17 protein-coding genes are annotated in these 21,112 nt (G+C 64.9%); 11 read left to right on the top strand and 6 right to left on the bottom strand.

What is annotated here, in order from left to right:
- Positions 1–159 precede the first annotated feature (159 nt).
- The 8 genes from AC07OK_RS11365 (at position 160) to AC07OK_RS11330 (ending at position 9,765) form a co-directional block, all read left to right on the top strand.
- Positions 160–1,812 carry a methyl-accepting chemotaxis protein gene (locus tag AC07OK_RS11365; RefSeq protein WP_494690409.1) on the top strand — a complete coding sequence of 551 codons (1,653 nt, stop codon included), beginning with the start codon at positions 160–162 and terminating at the stop codon, positions 1,810–1,812.
- A 44-nt stretch (positions 1,813–1,856) separates the two neighbouring features.
- Complete coding sequence (locus AC07OK_RS11360; protein WP_494690408.1) at positions 1,857–2,414, top strand: GNAT family N-acetyltransferase; 558 nt, start codon at positions 1,857–1,859, stop codon at positions 2,412–2,414.
- A 172-nt stretch (positions 2,415–2,586) separates the two neighbouring features.
- On the top strand, positions 2,587–3,834 hold the full coding sequence (locus AC07OK_RS11355) for an efflux RND transporter periplasmic adaptor subunit (RefSeq protein WP_494690407.1): 1,248 nt from the start codon (positions 2,587–2,589) through the stop codon (positions 3,832–3,834).
- A 21-nt stretch (positions 3,835–3,855) separates the two neighbouring features.
- Positions 3,856–4,518: an ABC transporter ATP-binding protein gene (locus AC07OK_RS11350; protein ID WP_445232357.1), complete on the top strand. Its 663-nt coding sequence runs from the start codon at positions 3,856–3,858 to the stop codon at positions 4,516–4,518.
- A gap of 9 nt (positions 4,519–4,527) precedes the next feature.
- Positions 4,528–5,766 carry an ABC transporter permease gene (locus tag AC07OK_RS11345; RefSeq protein ID WP_494690406.1) on the top strand — a complete coding sequence of 413 codons (1,239 nt, stop codon included), beginning with the start codon at positions 4,528–4,530 and terminating at the stop codon, positions 5,764–5,766.
- Entirely contained in the window at positions 5,766–6,971 is a 1,206-nt protein-coding gene (locus tag AC07OK_RS11340; protein WP_494690405.1) for an ABC transporter permease, read from the top strand. Before AC07OK_RS11345 ends, AC07OK_RS11340 begins: the two co-directional genes overlap by 1 nt.
- Positions 6,972–6,985: 14 nt before the next feature.
- On the top strand, positions 6,986–8,410 hold the full coding sequence (locus tag AC07OK_RS11335; protein WP_494690404.1) for a sigma-54-dependent transcriptional regulator: 1,425 nt from the start codon (positions 6,986–6,988) through the stop codon (positions 8,408–8,410).
- On the top strand, positions 8,407–9,765 hold the full coding sequence (locus tag AC07OK_RS11330; protein WP_494690403.1) for a sensor histidine kinase: 1,359 nt from the start codon (positions 8,407–8,409) through the stop codon (positions 9,763–9,765). Before AC07OK_RS11335 ends, AC07OK_RS11330 begins: the two co-directional genes overlap by 4 nt.
- Before the next feature lie 75 nt (positions 9,766–9,840).
- Here AC07OK_RS11330 and AC07OK_RS11325 read toward each other — a convergent pair whose 3' ends face one another.
- Positions 9,841–10,305 carry a hypothetical protein gene (locus tag AC07OK_RS11325; protein WP_494690402.1) on the bottom strand — a complete coding sequence of 155 codons (465 nt, stop codon included), beginning with the start codon at positions 10,303–10,305 and terminating at the stop codon, positions 9,841–9,843.
- Between the two features lie 195 nt (positions 10,306–10,500).
- On the opposite strand from AC07OK_RS11325, the gene AC07OK_RS11320 reads away from it, so the two are divergent.
- Entirely contained in the window at positions 10,501–11,901 is a 1,401-nt protein-coding gene (locus AC07OK_RS11320) for an L-cystine transporter (protein WP_494690401.1), read from the top strand.
- Between the two features lie 19 nt (positions 11,902–11,920).
- On the opposite strand, the gene AC07OK_RS11315 is transcribed toward AC07OK_RS11320, so the two are convergent.
- On the bottom strand, positions 11,921–12,667 hold the full coding sequence (locus tag AC07OK_RS11315; protein ID WP_494690400.1) for a hypothetical protein: 747 nt from the start codon (positions 12,665–12,667) through the stop codon (positions 11,921–11,923).
- A 140-nt stretch (positions 12,668–12,807) separates the two neighbouring features.
- On the opposite strand from AC07OK_RS11315, the gene AC07OK_RS11310 reads away from it, so the two are divergent.
- On the top strand, positions 12,808–13,005 hold the full coding sequence (locus AC07OK_RS11310) for a hypothetical protein (protein WP_494690399.1): 198 nt from the start codon (positions 12,808–12,810) through the stop codon (positions 13,003–13,005).
- A gap of 46 nt (positions 13,006–13,051) precedes the next feature.
- Here the strand turns inward: AC07OK_RS11310 and AC07OK_RS11305 are convergent, their stop codons facing one another.
- The gene (locus AC07OK_RS11305) at positions 13,052–14,464 is read right to left on the bottom strand and encodes an OmpP1/FadL family transporter (RefSeq protein WP_494690398.1); all 1,413 of its coding nucleotides are present in this window, start codon (positions 14,462–14,464) and stop codon (positions 13,052–13,054) included.
- 362 nt (positions 14,465–14,826) lie between these two features.
- On the opposite strand from AC07OK_RS11305, the gene AC07OK_RS11300 reads away from it, so the two are divergent.
- Positions 14,827–15,909, top strand: coding sequence for an FxDxF family PEP-CTERM protein (locus tag AC07OK_RS11300; protein ID WP_494690397.1), 1,083 nt, complete (start codon positions 14,827–14,829; stop codon positions 15,907–15,909).
- 54 nt (positions 15,910–15,963) lie between these two features.
- Here the strand turns inward: AC07OK_RS11300 and AC07OK_RS11295 are convergent, their stop codons facing one another.
- From AC07OK_RS11295 to AC07OK_RS11285, 3 genes are all read right to left on the bottom strand, one after another.
- Entirely contained in the window at positions 15,964–19,185 is a 3,222-nt protein-coding gene (locus AC07OK_RS11295) for an efflux RND transporter permease subunit (protein ID WP_494690396.1), read from the bottom strand.
- Positions 19,186–19,188: 3 nt separating this feature from the next.
- Positions 19,189–20,403, bottom strand: a complete 1,215-nt coding sequence (locus tag AC07OK_RS11290) for an efflux RND transporter periplasmic adaptor subunit (RefSeq protein WP_494690395.1) — start codon at positions 20,401–20,403, stop codon at positions 19,189–19,191.
- A gap of 240 nt (positions 20,404–20,643) precedes the next feature.
- On the bottom strand, positions 20,644–21,066 hold the full coding sequence (locus AC07OK_RS11285) for a divergent PAP2 family protein (RefSeq protein WP_494690394.1): 423 nt from the start codon (positions 21,064–21,066) through the stop codon (positions 20,644–20,646).
- Positions 21,067–21,112: the final 46 nt, after the last annotated feature.

Raw genomic sequence — 21,112 nt, 5'->3', positions numbered from 1 at the left:
TGATCGATGGGCCATGAATAGTTTATTTCGCAAGAAATAGGAGTTTCGATCATAGCATGGCGCCTTCGCCATCCAGTCAATTTATTGCAACGCAACAAATCTTAATGTATATTCACGGCCCGCAAACACAAGCGCGGCCGACCGCCCCATGAATCGCAAATGAACCTCAACAATCTCAAAGTAAGTACCCGGCTGGGCCTGGGCTTCGGCGCCATCCTGCTGATGCTGGCCATCGCCAGCGTGCAAAATATTGCCAGCCTCGGCAAGCTCAATGACGGCACCGACGCCATCGTCACGGAAAACTACGCCAAGGTGGTGCAGGCGCAGGCCATCCTCAACCACAGCAACCAGATCGCCCGCTCGCTGCGCAACGCGCTGCTGATACGCGACGACGCCAAGGCTGCCAAGGAACTGGCGGTGATCGCCGCCCAGCGCAAGGAGATCGAGGCCACCACGCAAACGCTGGCGACCATGGTCAAGTCCGCGACCGGACGCCAGCTGTTCGCCGCCGTGCAAGCGACGCGCGCGCCCTACGAGGCGGCGCTCGACGAGGTGATGCGCAAGCGCCAGGCCGACGACCTCGACGGCGCCGTCGACACCATGCTGACGCACATGCGCGACCTGCAACTGGCCTATATGAACAGCCTGGACGCGCTGATCGCCCACCAGAGCGAAGCGATGGAAAAAGGCCGCCTGAAAGCGGACGCCACCTACAGCGAGGCGCGCAACGTCGCCATCGTGCTGGGCCTGCTGTCGCTGGTCATCGGCGTGGCGGCGGCCGCGCTGATCTCGCGCCAGCTGCTGCGCCAGCTGGGCGGCGAACCGGACCACGTGGCCGGCATCGCCAGCCAGATCGCCGCCGGCGACCTGGCCGTTGCCATCGCCACCCGCAGCGGCGACCAGCGCAGCCTGCTGTTCGCAATCCAGGCCATGCGCGACAGCCTGGCCGGCATCGTCGGCCAGGTGCGCGGCGGCGCCGACGCCATCGTCAGCGCCGCCACCGAAATCGCCGCCGGCAACCTGGACCTGTCCTCGCGCACCGAGCAGCAGGCCAGCTCGCTGGAGGAAACCGCCTCGTCGATGGAAGAGCTGACCGCCACCGTCAAGCAGAACTCCGAGAGCGCGCGCCAGGCCAACACGCTGGCCGCCAACGCCTCGCAGATCGCGGTCGAGGGCGGCGTGGTGGTGGCCAAGGTGGTGCACACCATGGGCGAGATCAACGACTCGGCGCGCAAGATCGTCGACATCATCTCGGTTATCGACGGCATCGCCTTCCAGACCAACATCCTGGCCTTGAACGCGGCGGTCGAAGCGGCGCGCGCCGGCGAACAGGGACGCGGCTTTGCCGTGGTCGCCACCGAGGTGCGCACGCTGGCGCAGCGCTCGGCGGCGGCAGCCAAGGAAATCAAGACGCTGATCGACGATTCGGTGAGCAAGGTCGCCGCCGGTACCGAGCTGGTCGGTGAAGCCGGCGCGACCATGGAGGACATCGTCTCCGCCGTCAAGTCGGTGACGGCGATCATGGGCGAAATCAGCATCGCCAGCCACGAGCAGGAAGCCGGCATCGAGCAGATCAACCAGGCCATCGCCGAGATGGACACGGTGACGCAGCAGAACGCCGCGCTGGTCGAACAAGCCGCCGCCGCCGCCGAGGCGCAGCAGGACCAGGCGCATCACCTGGTGCAGCTGGTGGGCGTGTTCAAGCTGGCCTCGGACCGCCGCGCGGCGTCGGTCCACAAGGCCGGCCAGCGCAAGCCATCGCCGCTGGCGTTGGGCGCGCCGCGCAACCGGCGCGACCGCTTAGCCGCCTAAGCCGGCCGCTGGCGGACCGCGCGTCCGCCAGCTACAATTGGCCTATGAGCCAACTACACATCGACCTGCTGGAGCCTGCCGGCTTCGACGATTTTCTCCGCTACCTCAACGATCACCTGTCCGACAACGGCCAGGGCGACACCGCCTACTTCCAGCCGCTGCCGTGCGCCGACTCGCGCTTCCCGGCCGACAAGGCCGACGCCTTCCGCGCCGGCATGCAAACACCACTGGGCACGCCAGGCTGGCGCCGCGTCTGGCTGGCGCGCGCCGCCGACGGCCGCATCGCCGGCCACATCGACCTGCGCGCCCATCCCGAACGCTACGCCGCCCACCGCTGCCTGCTGGGCATGGGCGTGGACCGCGCCTTCCGCCAGCAGGGACTGGGCAGACGCCTGATCGAGCACGCCGCGCAATGGGCGCGCACGTCGGCGCAACTCGCCTGGATCGACCTGCAAGTGCTGTCCGTGAACGCCCCCGCGATCCGGCTCTACCAAAGCCAGGGCTTCGAGCACACCGGCGAGACTCCCGACCTGTTCCGCATCGACGGCCACAGCTTCGCCTACACCGGCATGAGCAAGCGCCTGGATGGACACCGTCCTTAGACCGCAAGTGTCCGTTACCGGACGGTGTTGAACGGAGACGGGCAGGCGCGCTCCACCGGCCCGGCCGGCGGCCGCGCGCCAGAGCCTTGATTTGACTGGCTTTGCGGCCATTCCCGCCATGTGGCATGGCAATTGCAATAGTGAGCACACCTTCAGCTCTTTATTGCACCCCATGGACCAGGCGCTCAACCCTGCTATCATCTCCGGCCGCCGGCGCAAGACCGTCATGGTCCTGGCCGCCGCGCTGGCCACGCTGTGCGCCGCCGCGTGGGGCATCAACCGCGCGGTCAGCCCCAGCGTCGACGCCGGCAGCGTGCTGCTGGCCGAGGTCCGCGTCGGCAATATCGCCAACACCATCAACGCCTCCGGCATCGTCATCCCGGTCCACGAGGAACTGGTGTCCAGTCCGATCCAGACCCACGTCGCCAAGGTCCACGCCAAGCTGGGCCAGCAAGTCAAGGCCGGCGAGCTGCTGCTGGAACTGGACAACCGCACCATCGTGCTGGCGATCGACAGCATCCGCGAGCAACTGGCCCAGCAGGAAAACCGCATCCTGGCGCTGACCCTGGAAATGGAGCAGAAACGCAAGCAGATCGTCAGCGCCATCGAGCTGCTGGAGCTGGACCTGCAGGCCACCCGCGTCAAGCTGGGCCGCTACCAGACGCTGCGCAAGGCCGGCGGCGTCTCGGCCGAGGATCTGCTGACGGCCGAGCTGAACGTCAAGCGCACCGAGATCCAGCTGCGCCAGCAGCACGAGCAGATCGACGACGGCAAGCGCGTCACCTCGTCCAGCATCGAGGGCGCGCGGCTGCAAAAGAACATCCTGCAAAAGCAGCTGCAACAGCAACAGGAGCTGCTGGCGCAAACCCAGGTGCGCGCACCGTTCGCCGGCATGCTGAGCTGGCTGCTGGCCGACGAAGGCGCCAGCCTGGCCACCGGCCAGCTGGTGGCCAAGGTCTCCGAGCTGAGCAACTACAAGGTCGAAGCCTCGCTGTCCGACTTCCACGCCCGCGCGCTCAACGCCGGCCAGGCGGTGCGCGTCGAGCAAGGCAATGTGCGGCTGGACGGCGTGGTGCAGACCATCCTGCCGGAAATCCAGAACGGCACCGTCAAGCTGCTGGTCACCCTGGCCCAGCCCAACCATCCGATGCTGCGCAACAAGCTGCGGGTGGAGGTGAACATCGTCACCGAGCAAAAACAGCACACCCTGCTGGCCGACTACGGCCCCGCCTTCAACGGCCGCGGCCCGCAAGACATCTTCGTGGTGCGCGACGGCGTGGCCCGCAAGACCACGCTCAACATCGGCGCCAGCGACGGCAAGGCCGTGGAGATCCTGGCCGGCGCCCGCGCCGGCGACCGCCTCATCATTTCAGACACCACCCGCTACAAGGAACGCGACAGCATACGCGTCGCCCAATAACGTCATCGAAAGGACCACATCATGATACGCCTGAGCAAAGTCAGCAAAACCTACCAGACCGACAAAGTCGAAACCCTGGCCCTGAAAGACATCGACCTGCATGTCGAGAAATCGGAATTCGTCTGCATCATGGGCCCCAGCGGTTGCGGCAAGAGCACGCTGCTGAACCTGATCGGCCTGCTGGACCGTCCAGGCAGCGGCGCCATCCACGTGGGCGGCGCGCCGGTGGCCTCGTACAAGGACAAGCATGTGGCCAAGCTGCGCAACAACACCTTCGGCTTCATCTTCCAGAGCTTCCACCTGATCAACGACCTGCGCGTGATCGACAACGTCGAGCTGCCGCTGCTGTACCGCGACCTGTCGGCCAAGAAGCGCCAGCGGCTGGCGCGCGAGGCGCTGGAAAAAGTCGGCCTGGGCGCCCGCATGGACCACTACCCCAACCAGCTGTCGGGCGGCCAGCAGCAGCGCGTGGCGATCGCCCGCGCCATCGTCGGCCAGCCGCAGGTGTTGCTGGCCGACGAGCCGACCGGCAACCTGGACAGCAAGATGGGCCAGGAAGTGATGGACATCCTGCTCAAGCTCAACAGCGAAGGCACGACCGTGGTGATGGTCACCCACGACGAGCAGGAAGCCAAACTCGCCAGCCGCATCGTGCGCGTGTTCGACGGCCAGCTGGTCGCTTAAGGAGAGGCCATGTTCAGGAATTATCTGCTGACCGCGTGGAAGGTCTTCATGCGCCGCAAGCTGTTCACCGCCATCAACCTGCTGTGCATCGTGCTGACCCTGGTGGTGCTGCTGGTGGTCACGGCGCTGCTGCAGAACGCTTTTTATCCGTCCGGGGTGGAAGGCAAGAGCGAGCGCTTCGTACAGGCCATCTTGATCGAGGCCCGCCACACCGAGGGCAAGGGCGTGCGCCGCAGCCCGCTCGGCTTCAAGCTGATCGACAAATACATCAAGCCGCTGCCGGGCGTGGAGGCGGTATCGGCCGTCACCATGCCGGAAACCGTGTCGGTCTATCAGGAGGGCCGAGTCAGCGAGCTGATGATGCGCCGCACCGACGCCGAGTACTGGAAAATCCTCGACTTCAAGCTGCTGCAAGGCCGCGTGCCGGACCAGGCCGACGTCGACCAGGGCCGCTTCGTCGCCGTGATCAACGCCAGCACCGCGCGCAAGCTGTTCCCCGGCCTGCCGGCGCTGGCGCAGAAGATCAGCATCGGCGGCCAGTACTTCACCGTCATCGGCGTGGTCGAAGACGCCATGCACCTGAACGCCTTCGCCGATATCTGGGCACCCATCACCACCTTCCCGTCGACCGACTACCGCAACCAGCTGTTCGGCAACTTCTCCTTCATGGTGCTGGCGCACACGGCCGCCGACCTGCCGCGCATCAAGCGCGACATCGAGGCCGCCGCCAAGACCGTGGTGTTCGACGATCCCAAGCAATACAACATCGCCCGCATCTGGGGCGACAGCAAGCTCGACTTGTTCGCCCGCATGCTGTTGCAGCGGGAGGGGGCCGATTCCGGCGCCGCCACGCTGCTGCTCATCATCGGCGGCCTGATGCTGCTGTTCATGGCGCTGCCGGCGCTCAACCTGGTCAACCTGAACACCGGCCGCATCCTCGAACGCAGCAGCGAGATCGGCGTGCGCAAGGCCTTCGGCGCCACCAGCGGCCACCTGGTGCGCCAGCTGGTGCTGGAGAATGTGCTGCTGTGCCTGGCCGGCGGCCTGATCGGCCTGGTCTGCGCGCGCGTGGTGCTGTGGTGGCTGGAAGGCTCGGGCCTGATCCCCTATCTGCAGGTGGAACTGAACCTGGCCGTGTTCGGCATGGGCTTGCTGCTGGCGACCGTGTTCGGCCTGCTGTCCGGCGTGCTGCCGGCCTGGAAGATGTCCCGCCTCGACCCCGTCCACGCCTTGAAAGGAGCCGCATAATGCTGCGCCACTTACTGAAATTGATCTGGAAGCGCAAGTCGCGCAATATGATGCTGTCGCTGGAGATCCTGCTGGCCTTCGTGGTGGTGTTCGCCATCAGCGCGTTCGCCCTGCGCAGCTACCAGTTGTACCAGATGCCGACCGGCTTCAGCTACCAGGACCTGTGGTCGGTCGCGCTCAACGCCCGCACCGAGGGCGGCATCGAAGCCGATCCGCAGATCTACGACAAGCTGCGCCAGAGCCTGAAGGCCTTGCCGGAAGTGGAGGAAGTGAGCTTCACCAGCTTCCCGGTCTACGAGATGTCGAACTGGACCAGCGAATTCACGCTGCGCGAAGGCAAGCGCAAATTTGTCTCCAACCTGTTCCAGATGAGCGATGAATTTCCCGCCGTGGCCCACATGACGCTGGCCGAGGGCCGCTGGTTCTCGCGGGCGGACGATGGCGCGGCCGAGCAGCCGGTGGTCATCAACCGCCGCCTGGCGCAGAAACTCTCCGGCGGCAAGCCGGTGCTAGGCCAGGTGTTCAGCGAGGATGAGGACAAGCCCAAGAAGGCGCTCAAGCAGTACAAGGTGGTCGGCATCGTCGAGGAATTCCGCAGCCAGGGCGAGTTCATGTCACCGACCAACTTCATGCTGGTGCGCCATCAGATCGGCGCCGAGGGCGGTTCGCTCGATGCGATCCAGCTCAAGGTGCGGCCCGGCACGCCACGCACCTTCGAGGCGGCGCTCAACCGCCAGCTCAAGCTGGTGCGCAACGACTGGAGCTACACCATTTCGCCGACGGTCGACATGCGCACCACGATGCTCAAGGCGCTGACCATTCCGCTGACGGTGCTGGCGGTGATCGCCGCCTTCCTGCTGGTGATGGTGGCGTTCGGCCTGTTCGGCGTGCTGTGGCAAAACACCACCCAGCGCATCCCGGAGATCGGCCTGCGGCGCGCCATCGGCGCCGATTCCGGCCATATCTACAGCCAGATCATCGTCGAGCAGATGCTGCTCAGTTCGGGCGCCATCTTGATCGCGCTGCTGTTGCTGGTGCAGCTGCCGTTGACCGGCGTGCTGGGCGACAGCTTGAACTGGGCGGTGTTTTTGATGGCGACCGCGCTATCGGCCAGCGTGATCTATCTGCTATCCTTGCTCTGTTCGCTCTATCCGGGCTGGCGCGCCGCGCGCCTGAGCCCGACCCAGGCGCTGCACTATGAATAAGGCTGTTTGAATCGATGGAATCATCCCTAAAGCAACGCATACTCATTGTCGACGACGACAGCGCGGTACAGGTGTCGCTGGCGCTGCTGCTCAAGCAGTCCGGCTTCGACACCGTGTGCTGCGACGATCCGCAGCAGGCGCTGGCGCAGCTGGCGCGCCAGCCGGTCGACCTGGTGCTGCAGGACATGAACTTCTCGCTGCGCACCAGCGGCGAGGAAGGCCTGCAGCTGCTGGCCGAGATCAAGCAGTTGCAAGCGGCGTTGCCGGTGCTGCTGATGACGGCCTGGGGCTCGATCGCGCTGGCGGTCAAGGGCGTGCAGGCGGGCGCCGCCAACTTCTTCACCAAGCCCTGGGACAACGCCCAGCTGATGGAGCTGATCCGCACCACGCTCGACACCGCCGCGCCCGCCCCTGCCGGCTGTCCGACGCGCGCCGCGCTCGACGCCCAGTTCGATTTCAGCGGCATCGTCGGCGAGCATCCGCGGCTGCTGAAGGTGTTGTCGACCATCGGACAAGTCGCCGCCACCAGGGCGCCGGTGCTGATCCTGGGCGAGAGCGGCTGCGGCAAGGAGCTGATCGCCGACGCCCTGCACCGCAACAGCCCGCGCGCGGCGCGGCCCATCGTCAAGATCAACATGGGGGCGATCACGCCGTCGCTGTTCGAGAGCGAGATGTTCGGCCACGTGCGCGGCGCCTTCACCGACGCCAAGACCGACCGCAAGGGCCACGTCGCCAGCGCGCACGAAGGCACCTTGTTCCTCGACGAGATCGGCGAGCTGAACCGCGCCGACCAGGTCAAGCTGCTGCGCGTGCTGCAGGACCAGACCTACCAGGCGGTCGGCGCCAGCCGCATGGAACGGGCCGACATCCGCGTGGTGTCGGCCACCAACCGCGAGCTGGCCGAGCTGGTGGCCAGCGGCGAGTTCCGCGAAGACCTGTTCTACCGCCTCAACCTGATCACCATCCGCCTGCCGCCGCTGCGCGAACGGCGCAGCGACATCGCGCTGCTGGCGCGTCATATCATCGTCCAGGTAGCGGACAGCTATGGCCTGGGGTCGGCCAGCATCGCGCCGGCCGCGCTGGAGTGGCTGAGCGCACAGCCGTGGCCAGGCAATATCCGCCAGCTCAAGCAGACGCTGGAGCGCACGCTGCTACTGGTCGGCAAGAGCGAACTGAAACAGGCCGACTTCATCGCCGCCGAGCAGCATCAGAACGGCGGCGGCGGCGTGCCGCGCTCGTCCAGCCTGGGCGTGGACGGCATGACCCTGGAACAGGTGGAGCGCCACATGATCGCCAAGGCGCTGGAGCAGCACCAGGGCAATATCTCGCGCGTGGCCAAGGCGCTGGGCCTGAGCCGCACCGCGCTATACCGGCGGCTGGAGCGGCACGGCCTGGGCGGCGACGCCGGGTCCGAGTCCGACCACGAAGCGCGCGCATGAGCCTGCGCCGCAGCCTGTACGGCTACCTGGGCGCCGCCCACCTGCTGTTCCTGGGCCTGACCATCAGCCTGTTCCACCAGTCGCCGCTGCTGATGCTGGGGCTGGAGGCGGTGGTGCTGCTGAGCTTTGCGCTGGGCGTGCTGCTGATCCGCCGCGCGCTCGAGCCGCTGGGCTACACCCGCCACTTCCACGACCTGCTGCAAGACCAGCACTACGCGGCGCGCCTGCAGCAAAGCGGCGATCCGCAATTGAACGAGCTGGTCCAGCTGTTCAACACCATGCTGGGCGCGCTGTACCAGGAGCGTTTGCAGCTGGGCGAACAGCAAGGCTTCCTCGACCGCCTGCTGGAGGCGACGCCGAGCGCGGTCATCGTATTCGATTTCGACGGCCGCATCAGCCTGCTCAACGCCAGCGCGCACACGCTGCTCAAGCGGGACGACGCCAAGGGCAAGCCGCTGTCGGCCTGCCTGCCGGCGGACGCCGACCCTCACCATCCCGGCCTGCTGGCCCAGCTCGACGCGCTGCCGCTGGGCGACAGCCAGCTGCTGACCGACACCGACGGCCGCCGTTACCGGGGCCAGCGCGGCCATTTCTACGACCGCGGCTTCGCCCGCCACTTCCTGCTGATCGAGGAGCTGACGGCCGAACTGGAGAGTTCGGAGAAAGCCACTTACGACAAGCTGATCCGCGTATTGGCGCACGAGGTCAACAACACGGTGGCGGCCACCGGTTCGGTGCTCGATTCGCTGCTGTACTACCGCAGCCAGCTAGCCGAGCGCGACGGCGAAGATTTCAGCACCGCCATCGTCGCCGTCAAGCGCCGCAACGTCAGCCTGGGCGAGTTCATCGAACGCTTCACGCGGGTGGTCAAGATGCCGGCGCCGGAGCTGCGGCCCAACGCCGTGCGCGCCATCATGGACGACATCCTCTACCTGTACCGCGAGCCGTGCCGTAGCCGCGGCATCCGCATCGCCTGGCAGCGCTGCGACGAGGTGCCGGCCATCGCCCTCGACCGCCACCTGATGGAGCAGGCGCTGCTGAACGTGGTCAAGAACGCGATGGAAGCGGTGGAAGCGCGGGCGGCCGATGCGGCCGGCGAGAAGACGATCGAGTTCGTGCTGGCCAGCGAGGCCGACGGCGTGCGGCTGTCGGTGATCGACTCCGGCGACCTACTGGGCGACGTGCCGGCGCGGCAGTTGTTCACGCCCTTCTTCACCACCAAGAAAGGCGGCCAGGGCATCGGCCTGCTGTTTGTGCGGGAAGTGCTGAACCGTCACGGCTACACCTATCGCCTGGCCGCCACCGGCCAAGGCACGACCCGCTTCGACATCTGGCTAAGCGGGGGTCAAGTCTGACATTCGGACACGGCCTCTGCCGTAGCGGCCGCTACGGCAGAGGCCGTGTCCGAATGTCAGACTGACCCCCGTGGTTTATTTGATGCGCTTGACGCGCGGGGCGGTGCGGGCGCCGTCGATGTCCATGTAGATCGCGCCCATCAGGCCGCGCTCGACCTTGACCTTGGGATTGACCAGGCTCAGGTCTTCCTGGCTGTCGTCGTTGACCATCCACACCTGGCCGTTGGCCAGGCGGATGCGCTGCTTGGGCACCCAACCGTCGAAATTGCCAACGATGCTGCTCTCGATCGAATCGAGCTTGATCGCCGGCGACGCGTTTTCCGCGCCGAAATTGCGCTCCAGGTCCACCTTGGTCGGCGGCGCCGCTACCGTCACCGCTGCCGTTGCCGCTGCCATTGCCGGGACCGGCGCGCCCAGCTGGATCGCGTCGTAGCAGCTCAAGCGGGCCGGAGCCTCAGTCAACTGGCGGCAACGCAGCATGGCGCCATCATCGGCCATGGCCGCACTCGAGACTAACATCAGGGCCAACAAGGATTTCATCGCAGCGCTTCCATGAATTGTGTGTGTTGCGATTATATAAGCGAAACGGCCTCTTCAGGTTGGCCGCCCCCGGAGCTGGAATGAAAACTGCATAAGGATATCGCCAAATATTCGTCTTTTAGCGGATGGCGCTGGCGTACTGATCGGCATTCGCATATAGAATAAGCGCTTCATTCGGGCAGCAAAGGGCCATCCATGACGATCAACGTAATTCTCAACCTGCTGGCGGCGCTGGCCTTGCTCGGCGCGCTGTATGCGCAGCAGCGCCGCCATGCGTCCTTTTCGGTGCGGGTGTTCACCGGCATGGGGCTGGGCGTGCTGCTGGGCGCCGCGCTGCAAGCACTGTACGGCGCCAGCGCGACCGAACTGAAGACCACCGGCGACTACCTCGACATCGTCGGCTCCGGCTACGTCAAGCTGCTGCAAATGATCGTCATGCCGCTGATTATGGTGTCCATCATTTCCGCCATCATCAAGCTCAAGGGCATCAACTCGCTGGGCAAGATCAGCGCGCTGACCATCGGCCTGCTGATGCTGACCACGCTGATCGCGGCCGGCCTCGGCATCCTGATGGCCAAGCTGTTCCAGCTGAGCGCGGTCGGCCTGACCGCCTCCGCCGCCGACGTCGCGCGCGGCGTCTACCTGCAAGGCAAGGTCGAGGCGGCGCAGGCGATCTCGCTGCCGAGCATGCTGTTGAGCTTCATCCCGGCCAATCCCTTCCTCGACATGACCGGCGGGCGCAAGACCTCGACCATCGCGGTGGTGATCTTCTCGGTGTTCATCGGCATCGCCGCCACCGGCATCCACGACAAGAAGCCGGACGTGTTCGCCGCGTTCGAGCGCTTCATCCAGGTCGCGCACGCCATCGTCATGCGCATCGTCACGCTGGTGCTGCGCCTGACGCCCTACGGCGTGTTCGCCTTGATGGCGCAGGTGGTGTCGACCTCCAGCTACACCGACATCCTGCACCTGATCGACTTCGTGCTGGCCTCGTACAGCGCGCTGATCCTGATGTTCTGCGTGCACCTGGCGCTCGTCGCCGGCGCCGGCCTCAACCCGGCGCGCTACGTCAGGAAAATCCTGCCGCTGCTGACCTTCGCCTTCACCTCGCGCAGCAGCGCCGGCGCCATCCCGATGAGCGTGCAGACGCAGACGCTGCGCCTGGGCACCTCGGAAGGCATCGCCAACTTCGCGGCCTCGTTCGGCGCCACCATCGGCCAGAACGGCTGCGCCGGCATCTACCCGGCCATGCTGGCGGTGATGATCGCGCCCACCGTCGGCATCGATCCGTTCACGCTGGCCTTTATCGCCCCGCTGCTGGCGATCATCACCATCGGTTCGGTGGGCGTGGCCGGGGTCGGCGGCGGCGCCACCTTCGCCGCGCTGATCGTGCTGTCGTCGATGAACCTGCCGGTGGCGCTGGCCGGCCTGCTGATCTCGATCGAACCGCTGATCGACATGGGCCGCACCGCGCTCAACGTCAGCGGCTCGATCGCCGCCGGCACCGTCACCAGCCGGGTGCTGGGCGAGACCGACCTGGCCGTCTTCAACAGCGACGCCGAGCTGCCCATCGACAGCGACCGCAAGGCCGCCTGAACGGCCGAACCGCCGGCGCTTATTTGGCGTCGAGGTCGACGCTGATGCCGTTTTCGATGCCGGTCAGCTGTACCCGGACCAGTTTCGGTATGCCCGCCGCCGAGACCGAGTACGTGGTGGTGGTGGTGGCCGCCGCCTTGTTGCTGGCGTCGAACACCGTGCTCAGCATTTGAAAATTCAGGCTGCCGCTGTCGCTGCCGGCCGTGGTGGCATAGGTGATTTTTTGCGTGCTGGTCAGCGTGCGCTTGGTGCTGTCCGTGTAGCAGCTGAAGGACGCGATGTCGCCGGCCTGCCCGGCGGTCGCGTTGGCCGGATAGCCCGCCGAGCTGGTCGCCGCGCAATACGCGCCCGACTCGGTCGAACCGATCGGCGCGTACTGGGGGGTCACATACAACTGGCCGGAAATGGTCAGCGGTTGCGTAGTGCCGGCACCGGTCAATGTTCCGTTGATGGTTTCCGTCGCTTGCAGCGCGGCTACGCCGTTGAACGTGGCGTTGACTGCGGCGCCGAGCGTGTAGGTGAGCGTGCCTGTCAACGGAATGACGGTGGAGCCATTGCTGCTGGTGCCCGTTATCGTCAGACTCGACTGCAGACCATGGGTGTAAGCGTAGCCCAGCGCTTGCTGCACAGGGAAGCTGGTGATCACCACCGGCGCGCTAGTGTTCGGGGCGGATGTGCCGCCACCGCCACCGCCGCCGCCGCAGGCGGCCAAGGTCATTGCCAGCAGCGCCGCTGGCGCTGCCTTTTTCGATACATTCACAATCATGTGTTTCGCCTCAGTTGGTTGGAATACCATGACAGCCTACCATTGTTGCCATACGCAAAATCTATTCAATAATAACCAACATCGAGGGAACCGCCAGCCGGCGGAGCGGTCTAATTTTCTCCCTTAGTTGAAAGGAAAAAATGATGACTTCCCTACCCCTTACCTCCCGACTTTTACTGGGCGCGGCCATGTCGGTCGCCCTGCTGGGCGGCTGCAACAAGCGCCCGGCGGACCAGCCGCCCACACCCAGCGTGACCACGCCTGAACCGGCCGCACCGGCCACCACGCCGCCGCCGGCGCAGCAAAGCAGCGCACCACCGCCCACCACCAACCAATAGGCGTAAAAAAAGGACCCGAAGGTCCTTTTCGCTACGACGTTCCGGCTTAGAACTTGTAGTTGTAGGCGATGCCGATCAGCGACAGGTGGGTCTTGAACGTGCCGCGGGTGGTTTCGCCGTTACCCGTGCAAGCGGTCGCCAGCGGGTTGCAGGCGTTGGTGTAGTTGATCTGCGCATCCTTGAAGTCCAGGAAGCTGTAGGCCAGGTCGATCGACGAGCGGGCGTTCAGCTTCCAGTTGGCGCCGAAGGAGTACTGCATGCGGTCGCTATCCGGCAGCGCTGGATGGGTCAGCTCGGCGTTCTTGACGGGCGATTCGTCGTAGGCCAGGCCGGCGCGCAGGGTCAGGTTTTCGTTGTAGACGTAGTTGCCGCCCAGCGAAACGCGCACGGTGTTTTTCCACTGCTGGCGGATCACTTCGGCGCCTTCGGCGGTGCCTGGGAACTGGATGTCCAGGTCGCCCAGACGATTGTGGCGCACGAAGGTCACGTCCGCCATGCCGGCCCACTTCGAGTCGAACTGGTGGAACACGTTGGCCGACAGCGTCTCAGGCGTACGCAGCGCGACCAGCGCGGCCGAGTTGGCCTTGTGCGATGCGGCTTGCAGTACGCCGTTGACGATAGGATCGGTGGTCACTTTCGAGAAGTCCCACACGGTGCTGCCGCGCAGCTGGTGCGAGATCGACGAGCGGTAGGTCAGGCCGAAGCGGGTGTTCTGGTCCAGGGTGTACAGATAGCCCAGGTTGAAACCCCAGCCCCAGTCCTTGCCGTCGTTGGCGCCGTGGGCGTCTTTGACGCTGTCCAGCAGTTGCGTGTTGCCGCCGATCGCCCCGATCTTGTTCTTCAGCGCCGCACCCTGCGGCGTGCCCGCCAGCGCCATCATCGAACCCGGCACATCGACTGCCTGGCCCAGGTTGGCTTTCATGAATTCGGCGTCGATGCCGAAGCCGAAGGCGTGGTGTTCGTTCAGCTTGAACGAAGCCGACGGGTTCAAGGTGACTGATTCCAGCTTGACGTCGGACAGCGCGTAGCGGCCGGTCCAGGTGTTACCGTAAGTGATCTTGGTACCGTATGGCACGAACATGCCGACGCCGACGGCCCACTGGTCGTTCAGTTTTTTGCTCAGGTAGAACGATGGCGCGGTGACCTGGCTAGGCACGTAGTCGCTGGCGGCGGTGCCGCCGGTCGGGGTGTGGGTGAAACGGGTCGAGCCGCTGTCGGTAAAGGTGGAGTGCGGCACGACCATGGTGGCGCCGGCGCTGATCTGCATGCCATCCAGGCGGGACATGCCGGCCGGATTGTAGAAGATGGTGGTTGCGTCGTTGGCTTCGGCGGCGTTGGAATCAGCCGTGCCTTGGGCCGACACGCTCTGCGAGCCGAAACGGTAGCCGGACGCGTTGGCGCCGGCGGACATGGCGCTGAGCGCGGCGGCAATGATCAGGGGGAGGTATTTGTGTTGCATGGTGGTCTCGCTTTTATAAGTGGCGGCACTGCGCCAGGTTTTTCTGGATTCTTGCGCCAAAACCGGTGCAGGAAGGGCAGCAGCATACTACATTTATAAAACTATGCAAAAGGCAAGTCGTTAGAGTTAAAGCTCTAATTAAAGTCTTGAAACCGAGCACTTGCTCTGCATACCAAAAGTAAAAAACAAACCAGACCGTTCCTTTTTAGCGTCGCAAAAACAACGACTTACAGCCTGCAAGCAGCAATATGGTCATATGGCGTCGAATGTTTTGCATAAAATGCAAAGCAATGATTACAATTGTTATTTTTACAACCATCCCTGTAGACCATGGAGTAACTATGCAAGCCAGAGTACCCGTAATGGCAACACTGAACGGAGCAATACTGCTGGCGTTCGCCTGCGACGCTGCGGCAACAACCTCACAATACAGGCTGCAGCAACTGACGCCATTCAGCGGCGGCTTCGGCTCGACCGCGGCGGCAATCAACAACGCCGGCCAGATCACCGGCAATATCGACGGTCAAGCTGCCGTCTGGAGCGGATCAACGGTAAGCTACCTGAACTGGGCCGCCGCGCCCACCAATGGCACAGCCATCAACGATCTGGGGCAAGTCGCAGGCAATGCTCAGCTCGGCCCCCTATCACAGGCGACCCGATGGACCGGCGGCCAGCCGTCCGCCTTGGCACCCGACGGCGCCGACACGATGGCGTTCGGCATCAACCACGCAGGAGCGGTGGTCGGCTATGGATCGTTGCCCGGCCAGCTTGCGGCGCAGGCCATCATGTGGAACGGCAACCAGGCGACCGTGCTCGCTTCCCTCAGCGGCGGCAAAAACACCAGCGAAGCCATCGCCATCAACAACGCCGGGACCATAGCGGGTGGCTCTTTTGTCAACAGCCGCGGCGGTATGAGACACGCAGTCAGCTGGAACGCTGATTCGGACACGATCACCGACCTCGGCACCCTGGGTGGGCCGAATAGCTGGGCAACCTCCATCAATGACGCGGGCGTCATAGCCGGATGGGCCAGCATCAGTGGCAATCTGAGCAATCACGCCGTCCTGTGGAACGGCGGAGCGCTGCATGATCTCGGCACCGGCAGCATGGACAGCGCCATCGCAACTGGCATCAACAATATCGGCCAAACAGTGGGGTACACGCGCAACGCCACATCGACGATTTACCACGCCACGCTGTGGAACGGCGACACCGCGATCGACTTGAATAGCTTCCTCAGCCCCGAACTGGCTAGTGACGGCTGGGTTTTGCAAAGGGCGACGGGCATTAACGACCGGGGTCAGATCGTCGGCATCGCCTCCAACGGCAAATATGCAAGCCAGGCTTTCCTGCTAAGTCCAGTACCCGAGGCCGATAGCTACGCCATGCTGCTGGCCGGCTTGGGACTGATCGGATGGATGGCCCGCCGGCGCAAGGCGGCGTAGTCCTCACCTCCTCAAAAAAAACAGACTCCGTTCAGGAGCCTGTTTCAATTCAGCTTAGTGCGGGTCCAGCGCGCCGGCCGGGATGGTGCGACCACCTTTGCCGGTGACTTTGTACACCACCCACATCACCATGCGGAACACAAAGCGCACGAAGATCAGCGTCAGCAGGCCTTCAACCAGGGTCATGACCAGGGCCGGAGCAGCCGTCCAGCGCACGGCGCGGCGGTGGAACTTGGCGATGGCGCGATCCTTGGCGATCTCGATGCTGTCGTAGAAAGTCGGCACCACCAGCAAGGTCAGGATGGTCGAGGTGATGGTGCCGCCGATGATGGCGATCGCCAGCGGACGGTAGAACTCGCCGCCCTCGCCCAGCCCCAGCGCGACCGGGAACATGCCGGCGATCAGCGCGAAGGTGGTCATCAGGATGGGACGCAGGCGCATGCGGCCCGCATACATCAGCGCGTCCTCGCGGCCGTAGCCCTCTTCCTCGCGCTTGCGCGCCGCGTCGAGCAGCAGGATGGCGTTCTTGGCGACCAGGCCCATCAGCATGATGACGCCGATAAAGCTCATCAGGTTCAGCGTGCTCTTGGTGATCAACAGCGCCAGCACCACGCCGATCAGCGACAGCGGCAGCGACAGCATCACCGCCACCGGCGCCGTGAACGAACCGAACTGGATGACCAGGATCAGGTACATCAGGCCGATGCCCATGACCAGCGCGATCGCCATTTCCGTGAACAGCTCGCTCTGGTTCTTGCCGTCGCCGCCCAAGTCCAGGCCGTAGCCCGGCGGGAAGTCGATGGCTTGGGCCAGTTTCATGGCGTCGGCCGTCACTTCACCCGGCGAGCGGCCCTGCACGTTGGCCGACACGGTCACAGTACGCTTGCCGTTCTTGTGCTCGATGGTGGACGGCCCCTTGCCCATCGTGATCGTGGCGATCTGGTCCAGCGGCACCATCTGGTTGGTGCCGGTCACCGAGATCGGCAGGCGCTCGATGTTTTCCGCGCTGACGCGGTCTTCCGGCGCCAGGCGCACCGCGACGTCGCGCGATTCGCCGGTCGGATCGACCCAGTCGCCCACTTCGACGCCGGCAAACGCCACCCGCAGCGATTGCGCCGCATCGTTGACGGAAATGCCCATCGAGTTGGCCAGGCCGCGATTGAGCTCGATCTGCAGCTCGTTCTTCGGGTCCTGCTGCGACAGGCCGACGTCCACCGCGCCGGGGATCTGGCGCAGCTTGTCCATATAGGCGTTGGTGATCTCCATCAGGCGACGCGAATCCGGGCCGGTGAATTCGATCTGTACCGGCTTGCCCTGGTTGCCCAGGTCGTCGATCACCGAGATCTCGGCGCCGGCGATATGGCTCATCTTGTCGCGCAGCTCGGCGCCGATGTCGAAGGCGGTGCGCTTGCGGAACTGGCGCTTGCCGATGTCCAGGTAGATACGGCCGCCGCCGGCGTTGATGTTGGAGTTGGTGTCCTTGGTTTCAGGAATCGTGCGGGCGATCGCGGCGATGGTTTCCATCTTGCGGCGCGCGATCTCCACGCTGCCCGAAGGCGGCATGCGCACGTCGATGGCGATGGTGCTGCGGTCGGCCGCCGGCAGGAAGCTCGAACCGCCCCACTTGATATGCAAGCCGATGGCGCCGACGAAGGTGCCGAAGGCGATCATGGCCATCCAGCGGCGGTGATGCAGCGCCCAGGCGATCACGCGGCCGTAGCGGTCGGACTGGTGGTCGAACCAGTCGTTGAACTTCTGCAGCATCTTGCCCAGGCCTTTTTTCGGCGCCGTGTGGTGGTCGACCGGGTCGCCCCAGTAGGCCGACAGCATCGGATCGAGCGTGAACGAGATGCCCAGGCTGACCAGCACCGAGCAGGTCACGGTCAGCGCGAACGGACGGAACCATTCGCCGGAAATGCCCGGCATGAAGGCCACCGGAATGAACACCGCGATGATCGAGAAGGTGGTCGCGGCCACGGCCATGCCGATCTCGGCGGTGCCGTTCAGCGCCGCCGTGCGGCGGTCCGAGCCCATCTGCATGTGGCGCACGATGTTTTCCCGCACCACGATGGCGTCGTCGATCAGCACGCCGATCGCCAACGACAGGCCCAGCAGGGTCATGAAGTTCAGGGTGAAGCCGCACAGCCACACCGCGATGAAGGCCGCCACCACCGAGGTGGGCAGGCTCAGCGCGGTGATCAGGGTCGAGCGCCACGAGTTCAGGAAGGCATACACCACGAAGATGGTCAGCACCGCGCCCAGCACCAGCGTGTCGATCACGTTGTTCAGGCTGCGCTGCGAATCGTCGCCGCCGTCGCGGGTGATTTCCAGCTTGGTGCCTTGCGGCAGCGTGGCGTTGACCGCCTTGATTTCCTCGCGCAGCTTGGCCGCCACCGACACCGCGCTGGCGTCGCGCGAGCGGGAGATGGCGATACCGACGTTGGGCTTGCCGCTGCGGATGCTCAGGCCGTTGATTTCGGCGAAGCCGTCCTCGATGGTGGCCAGTTGCGCCAGGCGCACCACTTCGTCGCCGCGGCGCTTGACCACCACGCCCTCGAACTCGCGTGGGGTGATGATGCGGCCCACCAGGCGGATGCTCTTCTCGTCCAGTACGCCGCGCACCTTGCCCACCGGTGCGTTGGTGTTCTGGTTGCGCAGCGCGTTGACCACGTCGCTGACCGAGACGTTATATTCACGCAGCTTTTCCGCATGCAGCAGCACCGACAGTTCGCGCTTGAGCGAACCGTTGACCTGCACCTGCGATACGCCGTCCACCGCGCGGAAGCGGTCCGACAACATGTCCTCGGCCAGGCGCGAAATTTCGGCATGGCTCTGGCTGGTCGACGACAAGGAAATCTGCATCACCGGATCCATGGCCGGATCGATGCGCTGCAAGACCGGTTCGCGCATCTCCAGCGGCAGCTTGTAGCGCACCGAGGCGATCGCGTTGCGGATCTCGTCGGACGCTTCGATCAGGTTCTTCTTGAAGCTGAACTCGATGAAGATCTGCGCCGAGCCTTCGTTGGCCGCGCTCTCCAGCTTGGTCACGCCGGAAATCGCTTGCAGCGGCTTCTCCAGCCGGTTGACGATCTCGCGCTCGACCGTGTCGGGCGAGGCGCCCGGATACGGCACGCTGACGATGATGAACGGCACCTCGACGTCCGGGTTCTGGTTGACGCGCAACTTCTTCAGCGCCAGCAAGCCCAGGCACATCATGGCGACAAGCAGGACGATGGTCGCGATCGGCCGTTTGATACTGAAATCGGATAAGAACATGGATCAGTTCCCTTTCGTTGCGGTGCTTTGGGCCGGCGCCGCCGACGCCTGGGCCGCGCCGTTGCCGGCCGCCGCCACTTTCGGCGCGCTCAGCTCGACGCCCTGGCCATCCTTGTAGCCGGAGTTCGGCACGCGCAGCACGCGGTCGCCGGCGGCCAGGCCGCTGCGCACTTCCCACTGGCCGGTGCGCGGATCGCGCACGCCCATGTTCAGCGCCACCTTGCCCAAGGCCTTGCCGTTGACGCGCCAGGTGTAGGTATGGTCGCCGCTGGTCACCAGCGCCGAATCGGGGATCATCAGGGCGTTGGCGACGTTCGATTCGACGCGGCCTTCGGCGTACAGGCCGGCCACGCCCGGCATGTCCTTGCCTGCGAACTCGACCAGCACTTCAACCTGGCGCGTGACCGCGTTGGCCGACGGATCGACCCGCTTGACGCGGCCGCTGAAGTCGCGGCTCTGGTAGCCGTTGATGCGGAAGCTGACCTGCTGGCCGACCTTGACCTCGCCGATCTTGTCGGCCGACACCAGGCCTTCGAAGCGCATGCTGGCCGGATCGATCACCTTGATCAGTTCCTTGCCGATGGCGGCGGTGTCGCCGTTGGAGACCTTGCGCTCGCTGACGATGCCGTCGAACGGTGCGCGCACCAGGGTGCGGGTCAGTTGCTGGTGGGCGGCCACCGAGCGCGACTTGGCGCCGGCCAGCTCGCTCTGGGCATTGTTGCGGCGGATCTCGGAATCCTCCAGCGCCTGGGTCGACACCATGCCGGACGAACGCAACGTTTTCTGGCGCTCGAACATGCGGGTGGCCTGCTCCAGCGTCTGCTGGGCGGCGCGGGTGGCTTCGTCGGCCGAGTTCAGGGCGTCGCGGATCGAGGTTTCGTCCAGGCGCACCAGGATGTCGCCCTTCTTGACGGTTTCGCCGTTTTCCTTCATTACTTGCAACACCACGGCGCTCACTTCGGCGCGCAGGTCGGCCTTGCGCTCAGGCTGGACCGAACCGGTGATCACCGGACCGGAGGCCAGCGCGTTGGTTTCGATGGTCAGCATGTCTTCCGGGGCCAGCGACAGCACGGCCGGGGGGGCGGACTTGCCATCCTTGCCGTCCTTGGACGCGGTGGCCGAGGCGCTGGCGCCTGCCTTTTCAGGCTCCTTGGAGGACTTGCCGCAGGCAACCAGGGCTGAAGCGACGGCGAGAGCTAGAAGGGTTTTGCGCAACATACAGTTCTCCGAGAAAGTGGCACGTGGGTGCTCGACTACTTATTAAAATTTTAGCCAGACTACAGGGCGCAGAGTATCTCCGACTGTCCGGTATCGGTCAATCGACGTGCGACTGGACGGCAAAAATCGTGGCTGAATTGCCAAATGCTGGGATAAACGGTGAAATCTCAGGATAGCCGGGAGCGGCCAAAAGAACAGAAGAACCGGCACGCCAGGACGGCGCACCGGCAACCCGCCGGATCAGCCGCGGCCGAAGATGGCGTGGATGGCGTGGGCGATGGCGATGCCGGTGCACAGGCCGCCGCCGATTTCCACCAGCGTGTGGCCCATGCGCTCGCGCAGCCAGGTGTGGCCGCCGTCTTCCTTGGCCAGCCGGTTGATCGCCGCCGCCTGCTTGCCGACGTGCTGGCGCAGGCTGTTGGCGTCGATGATGACGATGAAGCACAGCGTGACCGCCACGCCGAACGCCGGATGGCCGATGCCCTCGCGCAGCGCGATCAGGGTCGCCATGCTGGACACCACGGCGCTGTGATTGCTGGGAAAGCCGCCGTTGCCGACCAGGTTGAACGCCCATTTGCGCGCCTTGGCGCTATTAATCAGAAACTTGAGCGGCCCGACCGTGATCCAGGTAATCAGCGGGGTGACGAGGTAAGCGATGTCCATCGGTGGTTCCTTTGCATTTTTGTGCCGCAATTATCGCAGATGGCCC

This window comes from Duganella sp. GW821-FHT07G03 (assembly GCF_059418605.1).
This window is presented reverse-complemented; position numbering and strand designations above follow the sequence as displayed.

Coding starts and splice junctions, on each gene's coding strand:
- AC07OK_RS11325 (WP_494690402.1), bottom strand. CDS start 10,305: ATGAAATCCTTGTTGGCCCTGATGTTAGTCTCGAGTGCGGCCATGGCC.
- AC07OK_RS11320 (WP_494690401.1), top strand. CDS start 10,501: ATGACGATCAACGTAATTCTCAACCTGCTGGCGGCGCTGGCCTTGCTC.
- AC07OK_RS11355 (WP_494690407.1), top strand. CDS start 2,587: ATGGACCAGGCGCTCAACCCTGCTATCATCTCCGGCCGCCGGCGCAAG.
- AC07OK_RS11300 (WP_494690397.1), top strand. CDS start 14,827: ATGGCAACACTGAACGGAGCAATACTGCTGGCGTTCGCCTGCGACGCT.
- AC07OK_RS11310 (WP_494690399.1), top strand. CDS start 12,808: ATGATGACTTCCCTACCCCTTACCTCCCGACTTTTACTGGGCGCGGCC.
- AC07OK_RS11285 (WP_494690394.1), bottom strand. CDS start 21,066: ATGGACATCGCTTACCTCGTCACCCCGCTGATTACCTGGATCACGGTC.
- AC07OK_RS11295 (WP_494690396.1), bottom strand. CDS start 19,185: ATGTTCTTATCCGATTTCAGTATCAAACGGCCGATCGCGACCATCGTC.
- AC07OK_RS11360 (WP_494690408.1), top strand. CDS start 1,857: ATGAGCCAACTACACATCGACCTGCTGGAGCCTGCCGGCTTCGACGAT.
- AC07OK_RS11345 (WP_494690406.1), top strand. CDS start 4,528: ATGTTCAGGAATTATCTGCTGACCGCGTGGAAGGTCTTCATGCGCCGC.
- AC07OK_RS11350 (WP_445232357.1), top strand. CDS start 3,856: ATGATACGCCTGAGCAAAGTCAGCAAAACCTACCAGACCGACAAAGTC.
- AC07OK_RS11315 (WP_494690400.1), bottom strand. CDS start 12,667: ATGATTGTGAATGTATCGAAAAAGGCAGCGCCAGCGGCGCTGCTGGCA.
- AC07OK_RS11365 (WP_494690409.1), top strand. CDS start 160: ATGAACCTCAACAATCTCAAAGTAAGTACCCGGCTGGGCCTGGGCTTC.
- AC07OK_RS11330 (WP_494690403.1), top strand. CDS start 8,407: ATGAGCCTGCGCCGCAGCCTGTACGGCTACCTGGGCGCCGCCCACCTG.
- AC07OK_RS11340 (WP_494690405.1), top strand. CDS start 5,766: ATGCTGCGCCACTTACTGAAATTGATCTGGAAGCGCAAGTCGCGCAAT.
- AC07OK_RS11290 (WP_494690395.1), bottom strand. CDS start 20,403: ATGTTGCGCAAAACCCTTCTAGCTCTCGCCGTCGCTTCAGCCCTGGTT.
- AC07OK_RS11305 (WP_494690398.1), bottom strand. CDS start 14,464: ATGCAACACAAATACCTCCCCCTGATCATTGCCGCCGCGCTCAGCGCC.
- AC07OK_RS11335 (WP_494690404.1), top strand. CDS start 6,986: ATGGAATCATCCCTAAAGCAACGCATACTCATTGTCGACGACGACAGC.